General features: G+C 49.7%; 12 protein-coding genes. 4 read left to right on the top strand and 8 right to left on the bottom strand.

Features of this window, described 5'->3' with window-relative positions:
• Nucleotides 1-42: 42 nt before the first annotated feature.
• The 4 genes from RQM65_RS12805 to RQM65_RS12790 all read right to left on the bottom strand — a co-directional run bounded on the left by RQM65_RS12805 (nucleotide 43) and on the right by RQM65_RS12790 (nucleotide 6,912).
• Nucleotides 43-4,119 (bottom strand): T9SS type B sorting domain-containing protein, encoded by a 4,077-nt coding sequence (locus tag RQM65_RS12805; protein ID WP_314015551.1) that lies wholly within the window; start codon nucleotides 4,117-4,119, stop codon nucleotides 43-45.
• Between the two features lie 155 nt (nucleotides 4,120-4,274).
• A complete protein-coding gene (gene fabD / locus RQM65_RS12800) occupies nucleotides 4,275-5,162 on the bottom strand; it encodes an ACP S-malonyltransferase (protein WP_314015549.1) in 888 nt (295 codons plus the stop codon).
• Nucleotides 5,163-5,207: 45 nt separating this feature from the next.
• A complete protein-coding gene (locus RQM65_RS12795; RefSeq protein WP_314015547.1) occupies nucleotides 5,208-5,723 on the bottom strand; it encodes a gamma carbonic anhydrase family protein in 516 nt (171 codons plus the stop codon).
• A 178-nt stretch (nucleotides 5,724-5,901) separates the two neighbouring features.
• Nucleotides 5,902-6,912: a PorP/SprF family type IX secretion system membrane protein gene (locus tag RQM65_RS12790; protein ID WP_314015545.1), complete on the bottom strand. Its 1,011-nt coding sequence runs from the start codon at nucleotides 6,910-6,912 to the stop codon at nucleotides 5,902-5,904.
• A gap of 118 nt (nucleotides 6,913-7,030) precedes the next feature.
• On the opposite strand from RQM65_RS12790, the gene RQM65_RS12785 reads away from it, so the two are divergent.
• The 4 genes from RQM65_RS12785 to RQM65_RS12770 all read left to right on the top strand — a co-directional run bounded on the left by RQM65_RS12785 (nucleotide 7,031) and on the right by RQM65_RS12770 (nucleotide 11,580).
• Entirely contained in the window at nucleotides 7,031-7,933 is a 903-nt protein-coding gene (locus tag RQM65_RS12785; protein WP_314015543.1) for a NifU family protein, read from the top strand.
• Nucleotides 7,934-8,190: 257 nt separating this feature from the next.
• Nucleotides 8,191-8,391 carry a dodecin family protein gene (locus RQM65_RS12780; RefSeq protein ID WP_314015541.1) on the top strand — a complete coding sequence of 67 codons (201 nt, stop codon included), beginning with the start codon at nucleotides 8,191-8,193 and terminating at the stop codon, nucleotides 8,389-8,391.
• 111 nt (nucleotides 8,392-8,502) lie between these two features.
• A complete protein-coding gene (locus RQM65_RS12775; RefSeq protein WP_314015539.1) occupies nucleotides 8,503-10,551 on the top strand; it encodes a thioredoxin domain-containing protein in 2,049 nt (682 codons plus the stop codon).
• Nucleotides 10,552-10,731: 180 nt separating this feature from the next.
• The gene (locus RQM65_RS12770; RefSeq protein ID WP_314015538.1) at nucleotides 10,732-11,580 is read left to right on the top strand and encodes a mechanosensitive ion channel family protein; all 849 of its coding nucleotides are present in this window, start codon (nucleotides 10,732-10,734) and stop codon (nucleotides 11,578-11,580) included.
• Between the two features lie 39 nt (nucleotides 11,581-11,619).
• Here the strand turns inward: RQM65_RS12770 and tsaB are convergent, their stop codons facing one another.
• From tsaB to RQM65_RS12750, 4 genes are all read right to left on the bottom strand, one after another.
• Nucleotides 11,620-12,291: a tRNA (adenosine(37)-N6)-threonylcarbamoyltransferase complex dimerization subunit type 1 TsaB gene (tsaB, locus tag RQM65_RS12765; RefSeq protein ID WP_314015537.1), complete on the bottom strand. Its 672-nt coding sequence runs from the start codon at nucleotides 12,289-12,291 to the stop codon at nucleotides 11,620-11,622.
• A gap of 129 nt (nucleotides 12,292-12,420) precedes the next feature.
• Nucleotides 12,421-13,776: a TolC family protein gene (locus RQM65_RS12760; RefSeq protein ID WP_314015536.1), complete on the bottom strand. Its 1,356-nt coding sequence runs from the start codon at nucleotides 13,774-13,776 to the stop codon at nucleotides 12,421-12,423.
• Nucleotides 13,777-13,852: 76 nt separating this feature from the next.
• Complete coding sequence (locus tag RQM65_RS12755; RefSeq protein WP_314015534.1) at nucleotides 13,853-14,998, bottom strand: efflux RND transporter periplasmic adaptor subunit; 1,146 nt, start codon at nucleotides 14,996-14,998, stop codon at nucleotides 13,853-13,855.
• A 184-nt stretch (nucleotides 14,999-15,182) separates the two neighbouring features.
• Nucleotides 15,183-16,445, bottom strand: coding sequence for an ABC transporter permease (locus tag RQM65_RS12750; protein WP_314015532.1), 1,263 nt, complete (start codon nucleotides 16,443-16,445; stop codon nucleotides 15,183-15,185).
• Between the last annotated feature and the right edge of the window lies 1 nt (nucleotide 16,446).

Here is a 16,446-nt window from a genome sequence, read left to right as displayed (position 1 = left end):
ATCCGTACTATCTTATCGATCGGGCTTCAAATCAAACCTAAATTATCTGATCAACTGAATCCATCCTTTTTCTGTCGTATTGGTAACGACACCTAATTCTTCGTTTACTGTCAGGTCGAGCACGTAAAAATAGGTGCCGTCAGGTACGTCTTCCCCTTTTCTGGTTCCGTCCCAAATGACCTCGTCGGTGAGCTGGTTCCCTTCGAAGACCAAACTTCCGTATCTATTGAAAATTTTGATGGAATACCGTAAATCGACCTCATCGCCCAAGCTGCCGTCATCGTTGGTCCGTCTTTTGTTTATTTTAAGCTTATCGTTCACCCCATCGTTATTGGGAGAGAACTGGTTGAAAATAATGCCGAATTCGACCTCGTTCGGTTCGGATACCCTTACTGCAACTGTGGCTGTATTATTGTCGTATTTGCCCTCACTATCGACCGGAGACGATCGGTCGATTTCCGCTGTATTCACATAGGTACCCAAGCTATCGACGGTCACGCGAAACTCCAACTCGGCAAACTCGCCCTTGGGAAGTTCCCCTGCTACCCATTGCAATATTCGCGTTTCGGAATTGAATTGAACGATAGAGTCCAATTCCGGAGCAAACCTCGGCTCAGAAAAAGCTCGCGACAAGCTATCGCGTATCACGATGCTGGAAACCGTATCTCTTTCCGATTCATTGGTCACCTTAAGCTTAAAAATAACTTCCTGTCCTGACAAAGGATTGATCTGCCCCGATTGAAAAGCGGCTACGGCAAGCGAATCTTGGGAGTCTACAATGGCCGCGGATTTCTCCAGCACGAGGTCTATGCCCTCCGGCAGGTCGATGTTCAGGGTAATCGTTGCCGTATTGTTATCGGGAGTGCCGTCTTCGGGTATGGAGGACAGGAGTTCGGCCGTGTTTTCATAGGGGCCCCCTTCCAAAATCCGAACCGGGACGGTCAAGGTCTCCGACCCCATGGCCGGTATTTCGGGAACGTTCCACATTCCGGTTTCGACATCGTATTCCCCTGCGGTTGCTACGGCGGTACTATCGGCTCCGGCTGCCCCAAGTGCAAATCCGGTTTCCAATAGATCTCCTACCACGACCTTAAGCGCCTTTCTGTCGGACAGGTTGTTCACCGTAACGGTAAACACCACCTCGTCATTGACCAAAGCATCCTTCCGATCGACCTCTTTTGTCACTTGAAGGTCAATGGGTTCGGCGCAACTTGGAGTTTCATTGGGGCTGCAGGGGTCGTCGGGGTCGGTACCGTCTTCCCTTTCTTGAAGGTCGGATATTCCATCGCCATCGGTATCGCATGCCCCGTTAAACCTTTCGGGCACACATGGATTTTCATTGGCGGGATCTTGTTGGTCGTTGATTCCGTCCCCATCGGAATCGAGGATGTTGGAGTCCAACGCATCGATAATTCCGTCTCCATCTTCATCAAGCGGATTTTCGTAATCGTCTCCCACTTCGACCCCGTCGTCTATCCCGTCACCATCGGTATCGGGGTCATTGGGATCCGTACCCAGAATAGCTTCTATCCCCCCTAACAGTCCGTCATCATCATCATCGGTATCACAGCTGCTGACGGAAATCGTTATGGTAGCGGAAGCGTCCTCGCAGGGTTGCTCGGCTCCTGTCGTCGTGTACGTAAAGGTATAGTCTCCATTGGCACTCCCTTGAAAATCGACTACGTTTTCCGAGTTCAGGGTTATGGCCGAAGGTCCGTCGGTAAACGACCAGGTGCCCGCGTCGGGCGTCCCAGAAAAAGTGCTGTCAAGGTCGAGTACGGTAGTCCCGAATTCGGCGGCATTACAGGAAGATGTGTTTTGGGGTGCTCCTGCCGAGGGCTGGGGAATTATCGTGGCAATGACCTCCGTGCGGGGGGAGATACACCCGTTGGCCTCCGCTTCTACATAATAGGCAGTAGTTTGAGTGAGCTCAGGGGTAGTGAATTGTGAGCCTTCGGCAAGTTCCTCACCGCCGGTGGCCGTCGTGAACCATCGTAGTGTCGCGTCGAGACTTCCAATTGCGCTCAGCTGTAAAGTGCCGGGACCACAGCTAGAACTTCCGGTGGAATCCGTAATGTCTGGGATATCGTTCTGAACGATACTCACGGTCAAAGCCGGACTTGTACAGTCATTGAGCGCGTCATAAAAAACAGCGTAATAGTCGCCCGCTAAAAAGTTGTTGATCTGATCGGCAGTCAAATGTGCGCTGGTGTCGGTAAAGTCCTCGGAGTTGGTCGTCCAGACCAAGGTTGTTCCCGCAGGAGCGGAGCTCGAAGTGAAATCGTTAAGGCTCGCGGTATCGGGAATAGGGCCGCAAAAGGTGTCGCTTTGTCCAGCTGCCAATATGGGGGCGACCCCGCCGGCGACACAGGGGTCGCAATCGCTTACGGTGAGCGTAAGCACCAAGGTGTCTTCTGTACAGGGAGCAGTGGCGGAGTTGGTCGTATAGGTAAACTCGTAAGTGCCCTCAGCCTCCCCTTCAAAGTCCACCTCCGTACCATCTAAATTTTCTCCTAGATCGGGACCCCCGGTCTGTACCCAGGTACCCGCATCCTGTCCTGTAATATAATCATCAAGGTCGATTTCGTTGGGTCCGAATTCGTCGGTATCGTTATTGCAGACGGCGGTAGGTTCGCTTGGGACCAGCGTTCCTGCAGTCGGAGATATATTTTGGGTAATGACCAACTCGGTCACCGGGCTGTTGCAATTGTCGACCTCATCCCAGAAAAAGGCGAAATAGGAACCGGGTTCGGCAATGACGCTTGCGCCAGTCCTTGGCGCCCAATCGTCCTGATTTAAAGGATCTGCCCCATTTTCCGTCCATATCAGTGCGGTTCCGTTGGGCCGCGTCCCGGTATAATAGGTGTCGAGACCGACGGAAAAATCATCGCAGAACGTATCCTCATTTTGGGTCAATACCGGTGCCTCGGTACCAGCGGCGCAGTCATCATCTAGAATCGTAACCGTGCGTTGTGCTTCGGGTTCGGGCGTGTAAGAAAACTTGGTAGGGTCACTTGGTGTACCTAGCACCAAGATTACAGTCTCGTCGTCTTCGGGAAGCGCATCGTTTATAGGTGTGATTACAAGCTCAATGGCATCTTGTCCGTCCGGAAATGAAAGGGGGGTTGGGGGCGTTATCGTAAAATCGTCTCCTTGGCTGGCGGTCCCGCCCAACGTATAGGGAACGGTAACGGGGGTGCCCGTACCGTTTGAATTATCCAGACTTATTAAAAACCGGCCTTGATCCTGTCCCTCTTCGGCCGCATCGGCGTCTATAGTTTCCACGGAAAAGGTGCCGGTATCGTTATCCGCAATAGTTATCGTCCGATTGGTGGCAGGTACTTGATCTACCGTACCCGCGTCCGGGGTGCCCAAGTTCAGCACCACCGTTTCATCGTTTTCGACGATGTCATCGTCAACGGGGGTAATCGTAATGACCTGCGACAAGGAGGCTTCATCATCGGTAAAAGTCAGGGTGTTCTGCTGCCCTCCGACGGTATAATCAGTGACATCGGCATTACCCCCAAAGGTGTAAGGCAATGAAACCGTAACTCCAGGGGCGACGGGTTTGTCCAGGGTTACGGTAAAGCTTCCCGGCACTGCCCCTTCTTCGGCAGCTTCGCCCACCGTCGTTACCGTAAAGACCCCATCGTTATCGTCAAGGCTCAAGGTAACTTCGCTCTGTGTCGGGTCTAGTGTACCATTATCCACGGTCTCTAAAGTAACTACGATAGTTTCGGGGCCCTCAACAAGATCGTCATTGACAATATTATCGATGGTCACCGTGAGGGAAGTTTGAAACGGGGATAGCTCAACGGTGTTCTCTCCCGGTGCGGAGGGGGTGGCTGGCACGGCATAATCGAATCCGGCTTCGGCGGTACCCGCGAAAGAATAGGTTACCGTTGTATTATAAATGTTAAAGGCGCCTCTGGATATCGTAAAACTAAGCGTTCCATCGGTTCCGACCCCCCCCTCAGTGGCGTTATCGTTGGCAGATGTTATCGACACGACCTGGGCCTGCCCAAAAAAACCCGTGGCCATCAACAGAAGAAGCATCCATCCTCTAACAACAGGACCGGAATTCCCCAAAAAGGCAACGTTCTCTCTCTTCGATTTCATAAACTGTCTTATGAATCCATATCGATCCAACACTCAGTAAGACCGTGCGGTTAAGTAGAAATGGGGCCAATATTACTAAAAAATTCATCCCTAGACCCTAATTATAGGCTCAAATCAAGGTTTTATGGATGAACCACACTATATACGCAAAAAGGTCAATCAGGGATTTCGGCCGAGCGAGTTTCTACATCCGAAGCTATTTTTCGCACTAATCCCTGCAGCACTTTCCCGGGCCCTACTTCAATAAACGTGCTGGCCCCGTCGTTCACCATATTCCGTACACTTTGCGTCCACTTTACGGGCGCCGTCAATTGGGAGATCAGGTTTTTCTTGATTTCGGCGGAGTCACTTACGGCGCGGGCGGTAACATTTTGATACACGGGACAGGTCACCTTTCCGAAATCGGTATTTTCGATGGCCGATGCAAGCTCTTCCCGGGCCGGCTCCATCAAGGGGGAGTGAAAGGCTCCGCCAACAGGCAGGACCAAGGCCCTACGGGCACCGGATTCCTTCATATTTTTACAGGCGGTATCGATCGCCTCGACCTCCCCGGAGATTACCAATTGGCCGGGGCAGTTGTAGTTGGCCGCTACCACGGTTCCGGGCGTTTCCCTACAGACCCGCTCCACGACCTCATCTTCCAATCCCAGAACGGCGGCCATGGTACTCGGCTGCAGTTCACAGGCTTTTTGCATCGCCATCGCCCGCTGGGAAACCAATCTTAGCCCATCTTCAAAATTCAGCGCGCCATTGGCGACCAGGGCAGAGAATTCTCCCAGTGAATGCCCCGCTACGCAATCGGGCCGAAACCCGTCCCCCAGGATCTTTCCCAAAATCACGGAATGAAGAAAAATAGCGGGTTGGGTGACCTTGGTCTGCTTTAAGTCCTCTGCCGTTCCTTCGAACATGATATCGGTTATGGAAAAGCCCAAAATCTCGTTCGCACTTTCAAAAAGTTTCTGTGCTAATGGAAATTTCTCGTATAGGTCAAGGCCCATTCCTACAAATTGGGCACCCTGGCCCGGAAATATATATGCGTTCATCTTTAAAAGTTTTAAGGAATGACGAATGTAAGAAAAAAGCGCAAGCTACGAACCTTCCTTAAACCATCCGGAGTACATCACATAGTTGTTCGCGATCCGGTCGATTTCCCCGGAAGTGAGCTCGGCACTGATATCCTTGATTTTCTTGGCGGGCATCCCGGCAAAGATAGTCCCCGATGGTACCCGGGTGCCTTTGGTAACGACCGCCCCGGCCGCGATGATACTGTTGCTTTCGATGACGCAATCGTCCATGATGATACTGCCCATGCCGATCAAGACGTTATCTTCTACGGTACAGCCGTGAACGATGGCATTGTGGCCGATAGACACGTTGTTTCCAATCTGGGTCGGATGTTTTTGATAGGTGCAATGGATGACGGCACCATCTTGTACGTTCACCTTGTCGCCCATTTTTATATAATGCACATCGCCCCTGATGACGGCATTGAACCATACGCTACATTGGTTGCCCATCTCCACCTCCCCTACAATAGTCGCGTTTTCGGCGATATAGCAGTCGTTGCCGATCTGAGGGGATTTTCCGTTTACCGATTTAATCATATGTACAGCGTTTGAGAAAGTCAAGCGCAGGCCGTAGCCATGACGCACTCTGTAAGCAAAGATATGAAGATGGAAATAAAGGGATGGGACAGGGGGGGCGTTGACCTCAAAAGATTTGAACCTTAGTTCTGTTCGGAACTAAAGCGCTATGTCTAAAAAATAAAACCTAGAAAGAAAATTATTGGGCCGCCGGGCAATAGCAGTCGTAGCGCCGTTCGTTCTGTCCGAAGTTATATCCCAGGGTTATTTGATGGAAACCGCCACTGTCAAAACGGAAATCCCCGGTCTGGTACGAGTAGTTATAGGAGACCATAAAGTTGCCGATATTGGCTCCGACAATGGGCGTTATCAACTGCAAACGTTGGTTCCCGGAACCCTCATTGGTCACATATTCAATACCTTCAAAACTGCGCCGGTAGGAGAGTCCGCCCCACAACCGGCCGAAATCGACATCCTTATAGACCTTGGCGTTGATATCGATGGTCTTTTCCTTGGTGAAATCGGTCATCTGGAACAGTACCGAAGGCTCCAGCTGCCATTCCTGCCGTCCGAAGATATATCCGGCGGAAACCAGATACCGTCGCAGGTTGTCGATGACCCCTACTTGCGCTTCGTTACGCTGTTTATAGTATACATTTCTTCTGCTTTCCAGCACATTTAGTACACCAACATGGGCATAAAACTCCATCAGGTTATATGAAAATCCCAAATCGACGTTGAAATACCCATCACTGACCTTAATTCCGGCAATAGCAGGGTCTCCCGTTTCGTAAAAGTCCGATTCGTCGAGACTGCTCTGAAGATAGGTGGGACTTATCCCGAATGAAAGCTGGTTCAAACTGCGCCCATCGCCTCCGAGCCTGAGGTGATGGGCATAGGTAAGCTTGAGTCCCGTTTGGGCGTGATATCCATTGGCATCGTTGAAAACAATCACTCCTATTCCAGAGTTGGTTTCCCCGATTCGGGAGTGTACATTGACCGTCTGCAGATTGGGGGCATTCTCGACACTGAACCACTGCATCCGGGCCGTAGCCCTGATCTTCGTTCCCTCGCCAATGCCCGCCATGGAGGGGTAGACCAGATAGTAGTTATCGGACAAATAATCAAAATACACGGGGATACCTTCCTGAGCGTACGACTGAACGCCAAAGATAAAAGAGGTAAAAAGGAGCAGCAGGCGATGTTTCATCGGTCTTATTATCGGCGATACGTCAAAATCAACCTAAATAGCGATTGAATATTAAAGTATAACGGTCGAAAGGTAACAATATTATATGTCGTAACTTTGCACCAAACTAAGAACTGCGATGAAAGAGTATAATATCACCGTTTCAAAGACCAACAATCCGGCTATTTTAAAATTCGAGACGAACCACTTTTTGACCAAGGGTAAAAACTACGAGTTCAAGAACATCGATGAGGCCAAAAGTTCCCCCTTGGCGCAGCAGTTGTTCCATCTTCCCTTTATCAAGACCGTTTACGTCTCGGGCAATTTTATAGGTCTCGAGCGTTTCGACATCGTCGAATGGGACGATGTTAAGGACGAGGTGGCCCAGCAATTGGTCGAATATCTGAACGCGGGCGAGCCGGTGATTCATGATGAGCGGCCGGTGCAACAGGTGGCGGTCACGGTGTACGCCGAGGTTACACCAAACCCGTCTGTCATGAAATTCGTGGCCAATAAAGCGATTGTTCCTCGGGCCTTCGAATTCAAGAACATTGACGAGGCCCAGAACTCCGAGTTAGCCAAGCAGCTTTTTCACTTTCCTTTCGTTAAAGAGATCTTTATCGACCTGAACTATATCTCGGTCGGCAAATACGATATGGCGGAATGGGAGGATATTACATTGGAACTGCGGGAATTTATTCGCGACTATCTGGCCGCCGGGAAATCCGTGGTCTCCGAAGAGGCCGTTCAGCGGTCGACGCAGAAAGAGAATTCAGCTACTCCGGAAACACTTGACCTCGACGACACTTCCCAGCAAATCGTGGATATTCTGGAGGAATATGTAAAGCCGGCAGTGGCCAGTGACGGCGGTAACATCCTTTTTCAATCCTACGAATCGGACAGTAGAACGGTCAGCGTGATTCTACAGGGGGCCTGTAGCGGCTGCCCCTCCTCTACCTTTACGCTGAAAAACGGAATCGAGACCATGCTCAAGAATATGATGGGCGATAAGGTGAACGAAGTGGTGGCGATCAATGGATGATGGGTTCAAGGCTGTCTACCGACAGATGCGAGGGATAATTCAGGTGGAAGTGCTGGTTCAAGTTCCAGTCCCCGCCGCAGGAGTTGGCTAAAGCCGATTCACCCGGGATGATTCGGGAGTTTCGGAAACCATTCGCGACCAACAGGCTGGGGTCCATCATTTTCCCAATATGGAATGAGTCCTTTTTATACGGCTTACCACTCTTATTTCCCCATTTATTTTTGTTATATTGGGTCGAACCTAAAAACAAACACATTATGGCAGTTTTAAAAGTTATTGAAGTATTGGCAAATTCGGAAAAAAGTTGGGAAGACGCCGCCAAAAATGCGGTGGCCCACGCCTCAAAATCCGTCAAGAACATCAAGTCGGTTTATATCAACGAGCAGAGCGCTACCGTTGAGAATGGGAATATGGTGAATTACCGGGTGAACGTAAAGATAACCTTCGAAGTCGACTAGGGTCCGTTATCCCTTTTCCTGTAACAAGATATAGCATCCCTGTTTATGCCGGGATGCTTTTTTTTGTCCTAAATTTAATCTCCCTGCATTTTAATCCAACAAATAAAGCCCATGGAACCCGAATTTACCAACGCCCTGATTGACGAAACGAGTCCCTATCTCCTGCAACATGCCCATAATCCGGTAGATTGGGAGGCATGGCATCCCGAAGTTTTGGCACGGGCGGAGAAAGAAAACAAACTCTTGTTGATCAGTATCGGCTATGCGGCCTGCCATTGGTGCCACGTTATGGAGCGTGAATGTTTTGAGGATTCCGAGGTCGCCCGGACCATGAATGAAAACTTTATCAACATTAAGGTGGATCGCGAGGAACGGCCCGATGTGGACCACATCTATATGGATGCCCTTCAGATGATGACCGGACAAGGGGGCTGGCCCCTGAACATCGCCGCACTGCCGGACGGACGGCCCTTCTGGGGCGCGACCTATGTAAAGAAAGAGAATTGGACGCAAGTTTTGCAGCAATTATCGGACCTGTACCGCGATGACCCTGCCAAGGTCGAGGGGTACGCACAAAAATTGGCCGACGGCATCAAGGCCATTAATTTGGTGGAACTTGCCGACGCGCCGGATAGTTTTGATTCCGCCGAAATGGAAGCGGCCGTTGCCGGATGGTCCCGTTATTTTGATAACGAAATGGGTGGGTACAATCGGGCCCCTAAGTTTATGTTGCCCGTCAACCTCAACTTTTTGCTCCATTATGGTACGGCCCGAAAAGACGGCCCTATAATGGATTATGTCAACACCTCGTTGACCAAAATGGCCTGGGGCGGCGTTTTCGATCAGGTCGGCGGGGGATTTTCCCGCTACTCCGTGGACACCAAATGGCACGTACCCCATTTTGAAAAGATGCTTTACGACAACGGCCAATTGGTCAGCCTCTACGCGCAAGCCTATGCCGAGACCGGAAACGACCTCTTCCGGGAAACGGTGGAAAAGACGATTGCCTTCGTTCAACGGGAACTGATGTCGGAGGATTTCGGACTTTATTCCTCTTTGGATGCGGATAGCCAGACCGAAAACGGCGCGCTTGAAGAGGGTGCCTTTTACGTCTGGCGAGAAGACGAACTGCAACAACTTTTAGGAAGCCGTTTCGCCATTTTTAAGGAGGTCTATAACATCAATGACTACGGCCATTGGGAGAATGGCAATTTCGTGCTGATCCGAAACGCGTCCCGAGAGAAAATTGCCGAAAAACATGCAATCGACCTTGAAGAGCTCAAAGAAACCATGGAGGAGTGTCTCAAAATTCTTTACACGGAGCGCCAAAAAAGGGATAGACCCCGATTGGACGATAAAATTCTCACCTCTTGGAACGGCCTCATGCTAAAAGGGCTTACCGACGCCTATCGCTACCTCCAAAATCCTGATTATTTGGACCTCGCCTTAAAGAATGCGGACTTCATCCTAAAAAATATGGGGACGCCCGACGGAGGACTATTCCACAATCACAAGAATGGTAAAAGCAGCATCAACGGCTACCTTGAGGATTATGCTTCCGTTATCGATGCCTATATCGGCCTCTATGAAACCACGTATGACATCAACTGGTTAAAACGGGCCAAGTCATTGGTGGAATATTGTCAAGCGCACTTTCACGACCCCCGCAGCGGGATGTTCTTCTTTACTTCCGATACGGACGATTTTGTTATCCGAAGAACCATCGAGACCGTTGACAATGTGATACCGGCATCGAATTCCATCATGGCAAAAAACCTCTTTAAGCTGTCCCGGTTTTTTCCGGAGTACGATTATGCCTCCAGTGCCATGCAGCTCCTGAAAAACATGCAGGAAAATTTTGAGAAAAGTGCTCAGAACCACGCCAATTGGTTAGATCTGGCCCTGTATTTTCAACGGCCCTTTTATGAAATCGCCATCGTCGGGGACCGATATGGGGAGAAAGCAAAATCGATTGGAAGCCAATATCTGCCTAACAGCATTTTGGCGGCTTCGGATAAACAGGAAGGCATAGCGCTGTTTCGGGATAGATATGTCGAAGGGCAGACCCTGTTCCATGTATGCGAAGAGGGTGCATGCCAGCGGCCTACTGCGCGATTGGAAGAAGTTCTGGCGCAAATAAGATTCGATTCCCGCCCTTAACCATAGTTTATTGGAATTATATTTGACTTCGAAGACCATTTTTACTAGGTTGCGTCCTTAATTTCGGCAGGCTTTGTCTAGCGATAATAGCACCGCCAAACCCTTAAACTTTTTTTCAAAAACTACCGTAAGTTCCATGTCCATCGTAGTGGAATTTCGGATATACTAAAAATCCTTTTTATGAACGAAATTTCAGAGTATCAAGAACATATGGACAAGGCCATCGATTGGGCCTGGGAAGTATTGCCCACCATGGCAATTAATATCGTTGTCGCCGTTATTACCCTTTTAGTCGGCCTATGGCTGATTCGGATCATCAACCGGATGGTGCGCAAGTTTTTTGAGAAAAAGGATTACGATCTCGCTTTGGAGTCCTTCCTCCAGAGTTTCATAGGTATAGCCCTGAAGGTGTTGTTGTTCGTACTCGTCATCACCCAATTAGGGGTGCAATCATCTACGCTTATCGCCGCGGTCGGTGCCGCCGGGTTGGCTATCGGACTTGCCTTACAGGGATCGCTTTCCAATTTTGCCGGGGGCGTGTTAATCCTTATTTTCAAGCCCTTTAAGGTCGGGGATTGGATTTCGGCACAGGGGGTCGATGGATCGGTAAAGGAAATTACCATCTTTTACACGAAAATCACCACCTTCGGCAATCAAGTGGCCATTGTGCCAAACGGACAATTATCCAATGACAATATCGTCAACTACAACGCCTTATCAGAACGAAGGGATAACATAAAAATCGGTATCGGCTACGGTTCCAATATTAAAAAAGCCAAGGATATCCTGTTGCAGATTTGCGCCGATAACGAAAATATCTCCAAAGACCCGGCCCCGGAAGTCCACGTAGACGGTCTTGGGGACAGTTCGGTGGACCTTACCCTACGCTTTTGGGCGGATACCAGTGTCTTCTGGCCGGCACATTTTCACGTCATCGAGGAGGCGAAGAACCGGTTCGATGCGGCGGATATCGAGATACCCTTTCCACAGCGTGATGTTCACATGAAAGGGAAGGCCCTAGAGGCTTAAAAGTCCGGTCCTCAAAAATGGCATTTGGCAAAGCCCTGATTACTTTTTCCTTTGGATTAAAAAATCCTTTAAGTAATAAGGTTCGAAGTAGGCGAAATCTTCAAAATCGCCTACTTCGAATTTTCTATGGGACAACGTGACCATTTGCTTAGCGGAAGGCACTACGGAGGTGTCGAAACGAAAATTGGGGTGTTGCAGAATTTCCCTGCATTTTTGCGCCCCGCTGCCGAGCAGCAGCATCGTTCCACTTTCCACGTACTCGGCAAAGGATTTCCCGTCGATGATTTCGGCCCTGGTTTCCCTGATCTGACTTTTGTGGGCGTCGAAGACGGCGGAATAGACTTCCATACGTCGGGCATCCAATACAGGTACGATAAAATCGATATCCTCCCCTTGTGCTTGATGGGCCATGCTCGCCAAGGTGGACAGTGCAATCAGGGGCACATCCAAGGAAAAACACAAACCCTTTGCGGCGGAAACGCCGATACGCAGTCCGGTATAGGATCCCGGCCCCTTACTGACGGCGACCGCTTCGAGGTCGGACAATGCGAGCCCGGCATCCTTTAAAACGTCCTGAACAAAAACATGCAGCTGTTCGGAATGGGAATAGTTGGGGGTATCGTGTTCCTTGAGCGCCAGAAGATTCCCGTCTTTGGCAACACTTACCGAGCAGTTGGTGGTCGCTGTTTCTAAGTTTAAGATGATGGCCATTGAGTAAGATAAGGTACTTCCAATTGAACAAATGAAGTGTGTCGATAACGCCCCCCTCAGAAATTATGGGGCGGGGGCGGCCGGAGCGTTAGGTTAGGCTGTCGAACACCATGGCAAGGCTTTGGGTCGTTACGATCCGTTCAGCAACAACGGGACCCCGAAATAGAATTCCAGCACCTTGATCCTAAAAATATAGTCGTATTTAGTACGTACGACCTCGGCCTCGGCGTCTTCGACCCGGGACTGTGCTTGACTATAATCGAAGGCGTTCATCAGCCCAACATCGTAGCGTTCCTTGGAATACTCGTACGCCAATCTTCTGGCTTCCGCCGTTTTTTGGGCGGCGTAGTACGCCTTGGCAAAGCTCTTGACATCGACGTAGGCCTGGTTGATATTGGTTTCCAGATCAAGTTTATCCTGTTCCAGCTGCACTTCCGCTTTCTGTACATTGATCTGCGCCCGCTTAATATTGTTTCTAACGCTGAACCCATTAAAGATAGGGATATTCAACTGGGCACCATAGGAAATCCCGTCGTTCATCCATAACTGGTCGCCAAAACTTTGTGTTTCCAAAACCCCGGTTATATTATTAAAGCGAGCTTGATCGGAATAACGGGTGTTGTAGTTGAAGAAAGCGCCCAAGGTCGGATATTTGGCTCCTTTTGCGATGGCCAGATCCTTAACCGCCAAATCGATATTGGCTCTAGAGAATTCGATATCATTTCTGAAGGTTAGGGCCTCCGCAAAGATTTCCTTGGCCGATTTGTTGAGGATATCCGATGGTGGCACTTCATAATCGGCCTCCGCAATGTCGAAATTCTCATAGTCGGTAATCTGTAGCAGTTGGGCCAGGTTTATTTTTGAGATCAAAACCTGGTTTTCGGTGTTTACGATCTGCTGCTCCAGATTCGCGGCGGTGGCCTCGACCTCTAGCAGGTCGCCCTCGGGGACGACCCCGGCGTTTACCAGCTCTTTGGTGCGTTTCAAATCCTGTTCGGTCACCGCGTACTGGGCCTGAAAGACAATAAGCGTTTCTTTGTTCGACAAGATCTGCAAATAGGCATTGGCCACACTAAGCCGGATGTCGTCTTTCAGATCGTCTAACCGGTACTGTTGTGCAATGGCGTTCAGTTTGGCCCGATTGAGCCGGTGAATGTTGCGGAGACCGTCAAATAGGGTTACCGAAGACGTGACTCCACCTGTAGCCGTAAAGATTGTGGTCGTTACCGGTTGGTTGTTGGTAGGATCAAATGAAAGTCCCGTATTGCCCGAGGCGCTCACCGACGCATTGGCATCGGGCAGCAATGCTCCCACGGCATCGGACTTATCGATCATTGCATTTTGCAGATCTAATTCGTATTGTTCGACAGTAAGGTTATGTTCGACGGCGTATTCGACGCATTCCTGTAGCGTCCATTTCTTTTGCTGCGCAGTGATGGCACTCAGCGAACACAAGAGCAGTAAAGCAGTCAGTTTAAAGTTCATTCTTGATTGTTTTTGACCCGTCCGGGACAGGGGCGGGTTATTGATTTTGATTGATGTTCTTGATGGATGTTAGCGCTTAGCTAGTCTCCTCTTCTGTTTCTTCGTCCTCGCCCTTTTTGATAGGTTCGGTCTTGTTCCACACCTTGACCTTGTCCGATTCCGTAAGTCCCGATACGATTTCTACGTTCACCCCGTCCGAGATTCCGATCTCCACGTCCTTCCGCTCAAACTGCTGGTTCTCTACCGGCCCTTCCGCAATTTCTACATAGGGTTCGTCGGTCTCCTTGTCGAATTGCAGCAAAGCTTCGGGAATGACCAAAATGCTATCTTTTTTCTCGAGCACCAACGACGCATTGGCACTATAACCGGCCCGGATAAAAACATCGTCCTTCACTTCCACATCGCCCTCTATCTTAAACTGTACGGCCCCCGTTTCCTCGATGCCCTTAGGAGCGATAAATCGGAGTACGGCATCGAGCTCCTCTCCTTCGACCGCCCCGAGATTAATTTTTAAGGGCGTACCGACTTCAAGTTTGGCGACTTCACCCTCGTCGACCTTGCCTTCAAAGATCATACTGCTCATATCGGCTATGGTCGCAATGGTCGTACCCTCGTTAAAATTGTTGGTTTCGATGACCTGGTCGCCCTCCCGTACCGGAATTTCTAGGATGGTGCCCTCTACAGTGGCCCTGATGTTGGTGTTGGCACTTGAGGAACCGCCTGCGGAGCCCCTGCGTATAATCTGGTAGTCCGCCTGGGCATTCTCCAGCTCTTGGGCGGCTTGATCGTACTGAAGTTTGAGTTCATTGAAATCCTGGCTCGAGATAACACCTTTGTCGAACAGGGCCTTGTTGCGCTCAAACTCAACCTTGGTATTGTTCAACGCCAATTCGGCGTTCCTGACCCGGCCCCGTGCCTGGTTCAGGGACTGCTCGTTCGGCACGACCTTTATCATAGCGATCAAATCTCCCGATTTTACCTCATCGCCTTCTTCTTTATATATCTTTTCGATGATACCGGAAATCTGCGGCTTGATCTCGATTTCGTCTTCTGGAATCAACTTGCCGGTAGCCACCGTTTTCTTTTCGATATTCGATATAAACGGATTTTGAACCTCATAGGTTATGGCCGATTTACTGTTGGTCTTGATGAAAAAGGCGGCGGCCCAGAGCGCACCGAGCACCAGGATCCCGATGAGAATGTATTTAACGATTTTGTTCATTACTGTGAATCTTTATGTTTAGTTGTTTAGGATTTGGTGGTGATTCCGGATTGAATGCTTCGAGTTCAAAGTTTGGGCTGAACTCCGTTTACTTATCTTGGCCGGATTGGGATTGTATTTCAAAGCTTTCTCTTTTTGATTTTATATTAGAACTTTCTCTTAGTTTTGAACTTGAGCTTAAATTTTACTCCTCCCGCAGCGCATCGATCGGCTTTATGCTTACGGCGCGTTGAGCCGGGATGAGTCCGATTAACGTCCCCAATACGACCATAATGACCAAGGCCCCCAATACATAGGGAATCGGAACGGTCGGGTTCGTATAGGGGAAATCGATGTCTTCGGTAAAGCTGTTTATCATCGACAGGGTCGCCGCACCGATGATGATACCCATAATGCCCGCAATTACCGTCAAGAATACCGATTCAAGAATGATCTGGTTCCGTACTTCCGCGGGCGTAGCTCCTAGAGCCCTTCGTACTCCGAGCTCTTTGGTGCGTTCCTTAACGGATATCAATAGAATGTTTCCGATGCCGATTACCCCGGCCAAGATAGTCGCGATACCGACCACGAGGGACAGGAATGTGATGCCATCGGCAAATCCGACAATTTTATTGAACTGCTCCCCGAGGTTAAAGGAACCGAAGGCGCGGTCGTCATCCGGATGGACGCTATGGATGTTCTTCAAGAGATTCTTGATATTGCGTTCGACCGCCACTACATCGGCATCGTCGTAGGCCGCAATGGAAAACCAACCTACATTATCCCCTGTATTGTATAATTTTTTAAATGTGCTAAAAGGAATAAAGATGTCGCCATCACCGCCAAAACCCCCACTCTGCTCGAACTTGTGGACCCCGATAACCTGAAAAAAGACCCCATCGACCTTGATGTATCCTCCAATCGGATCTTCGTCGCTCTCAAAAAGTTCCGTTTGGGTTCGTTCGCCGATTACGGCAACCTTTCTGGCCTGTTCGATATCCTCGTCGTTTATAAAGCGTCCACCATCGTAAATCTTCTTAGGGGCTATTTTAGTAAACTCGGGGAAATCGCCATACAGGGTATAACTTCCCGTCTTGTTTTTACGGCCGATGGTGGCCGGAGGCGATCCGAAAAATCCCATAACGTTTCGTGGGGCGATGAATTCGACTTGGGGAATACGGTTCTCTATCATCGTGGCGTCACCCAGTTTTAGTTGCATCTGCCTTCCGGTCTTAAAGCCCTCATAGGGCATGCTGGTACTTTGTGCCCAGACGAACATACTGTTTTTGGCAATGGTCTCGAACATGCTCTCAAATCCGTTGTCCATTCCTTTTGCGGCTCCAGAAAGGGCGATATAGATAAAGATGCCCCACAGCACGCCTATTACCGTAATGACCGTACGGGTCTTGTTCTTGCTGATGGAGCCGAAAATCTCTTGCCAGGTATTTCTATCAAATAAAAATCGCATA

The organism is Pricia mediterranea, from assembly GCF_032248455.1.
Classification (GTDB): Bacteria; Bacteroidota; Bacteroidia; order Flavobacteriales; family Flavobacteriaceae; genus Pricia; species Pricia mediterranea.
Note: the sequence above shows the minus strand (reverse complement) of the source record. Positions and strands in the feature narration are given on the sequence as shown.

Coding starts and splice junctions, on each gene's coding strand:
- RQM65_RS12790 (WP_314015545.1), bottom strand. CDS start 6,912: ATGAAACATCGCCTGCTGCTCCTTTTTACCTCTTTTATCTTTGGCGTT.
- RQM65_RS12785 (WP_314015543.1), top strand. CDS start 7,031: ATGAAAGAGTATAATATCACCGTTTCAAAGACCAACAATCCGGCTATT.
- RQM65_RS12770 (WP_314015538.1), top strand. CDS start 10,732: ATGAACGAAATTTCAGAGTATCAAGAACATATGGACAAGGCCATCGAT.
- RQM65_RS12750 (WP_314015532.1), bottom strand. CDS start 16,445: ATGCGATTTTTATTTGATAGAAATACCTGGCAAGAGATTTTCGGCTCC.
- RQM65_RS12780 (WP_314015541.1), top strand. CDS start 8,191: ATGGCAGTTTTAAAAGTTATTGAAGTATTGGCAAATTCGGAAAAAAGT.
- RQM65_RS12795 (WP_314015547.1), bottom strand. CDS start 5,723: ATGATTAAATCGGTAAACGGAAAATCCCCTCAGATCGGCAACGACTGC.
- RQM65_RS12760 (WP_314015536.1), bottom strand. CDS start 13,776: ATGAACTTTAAACTGACTGCTTTACTGCTCTTGTGTTCGCTGAGTGCC.
- RQM65_RS12775 (WP_314015539.1), top strand. CDS start 8,503: ATGGAACCCGAATTTACCAACGCCCTGATTGACGAAACGAGTCCCTAT.
- tsaB (WP_314015537.1), bottom strand. CDS start 12,291: ATGGCCATCATCTTAAACTTAGAAACAGCGACCACCAACTGCTCGGTA.
- RQM65_RS12805 (WP_314015551.1), bottom strand. CDS start 4,119: ATGAAATCGAAGAGAGAGAACGTTGCCTTTTTGGGGAATTCCGGTCCT.
- RQM65_RS12755 (WP_314015534.1), bottom strand. CDS start 14,998: ATGAACAAAATCGTTAAATACATTCTCATCGGGATCCTGGTGCTCGGT.
- fabD (WP_314015549.1), bottom strand. CDS start 5,162: ATGAACGCATATATATTTCCGGGCCAGGGTGCCCAATTTGTAGGAATG.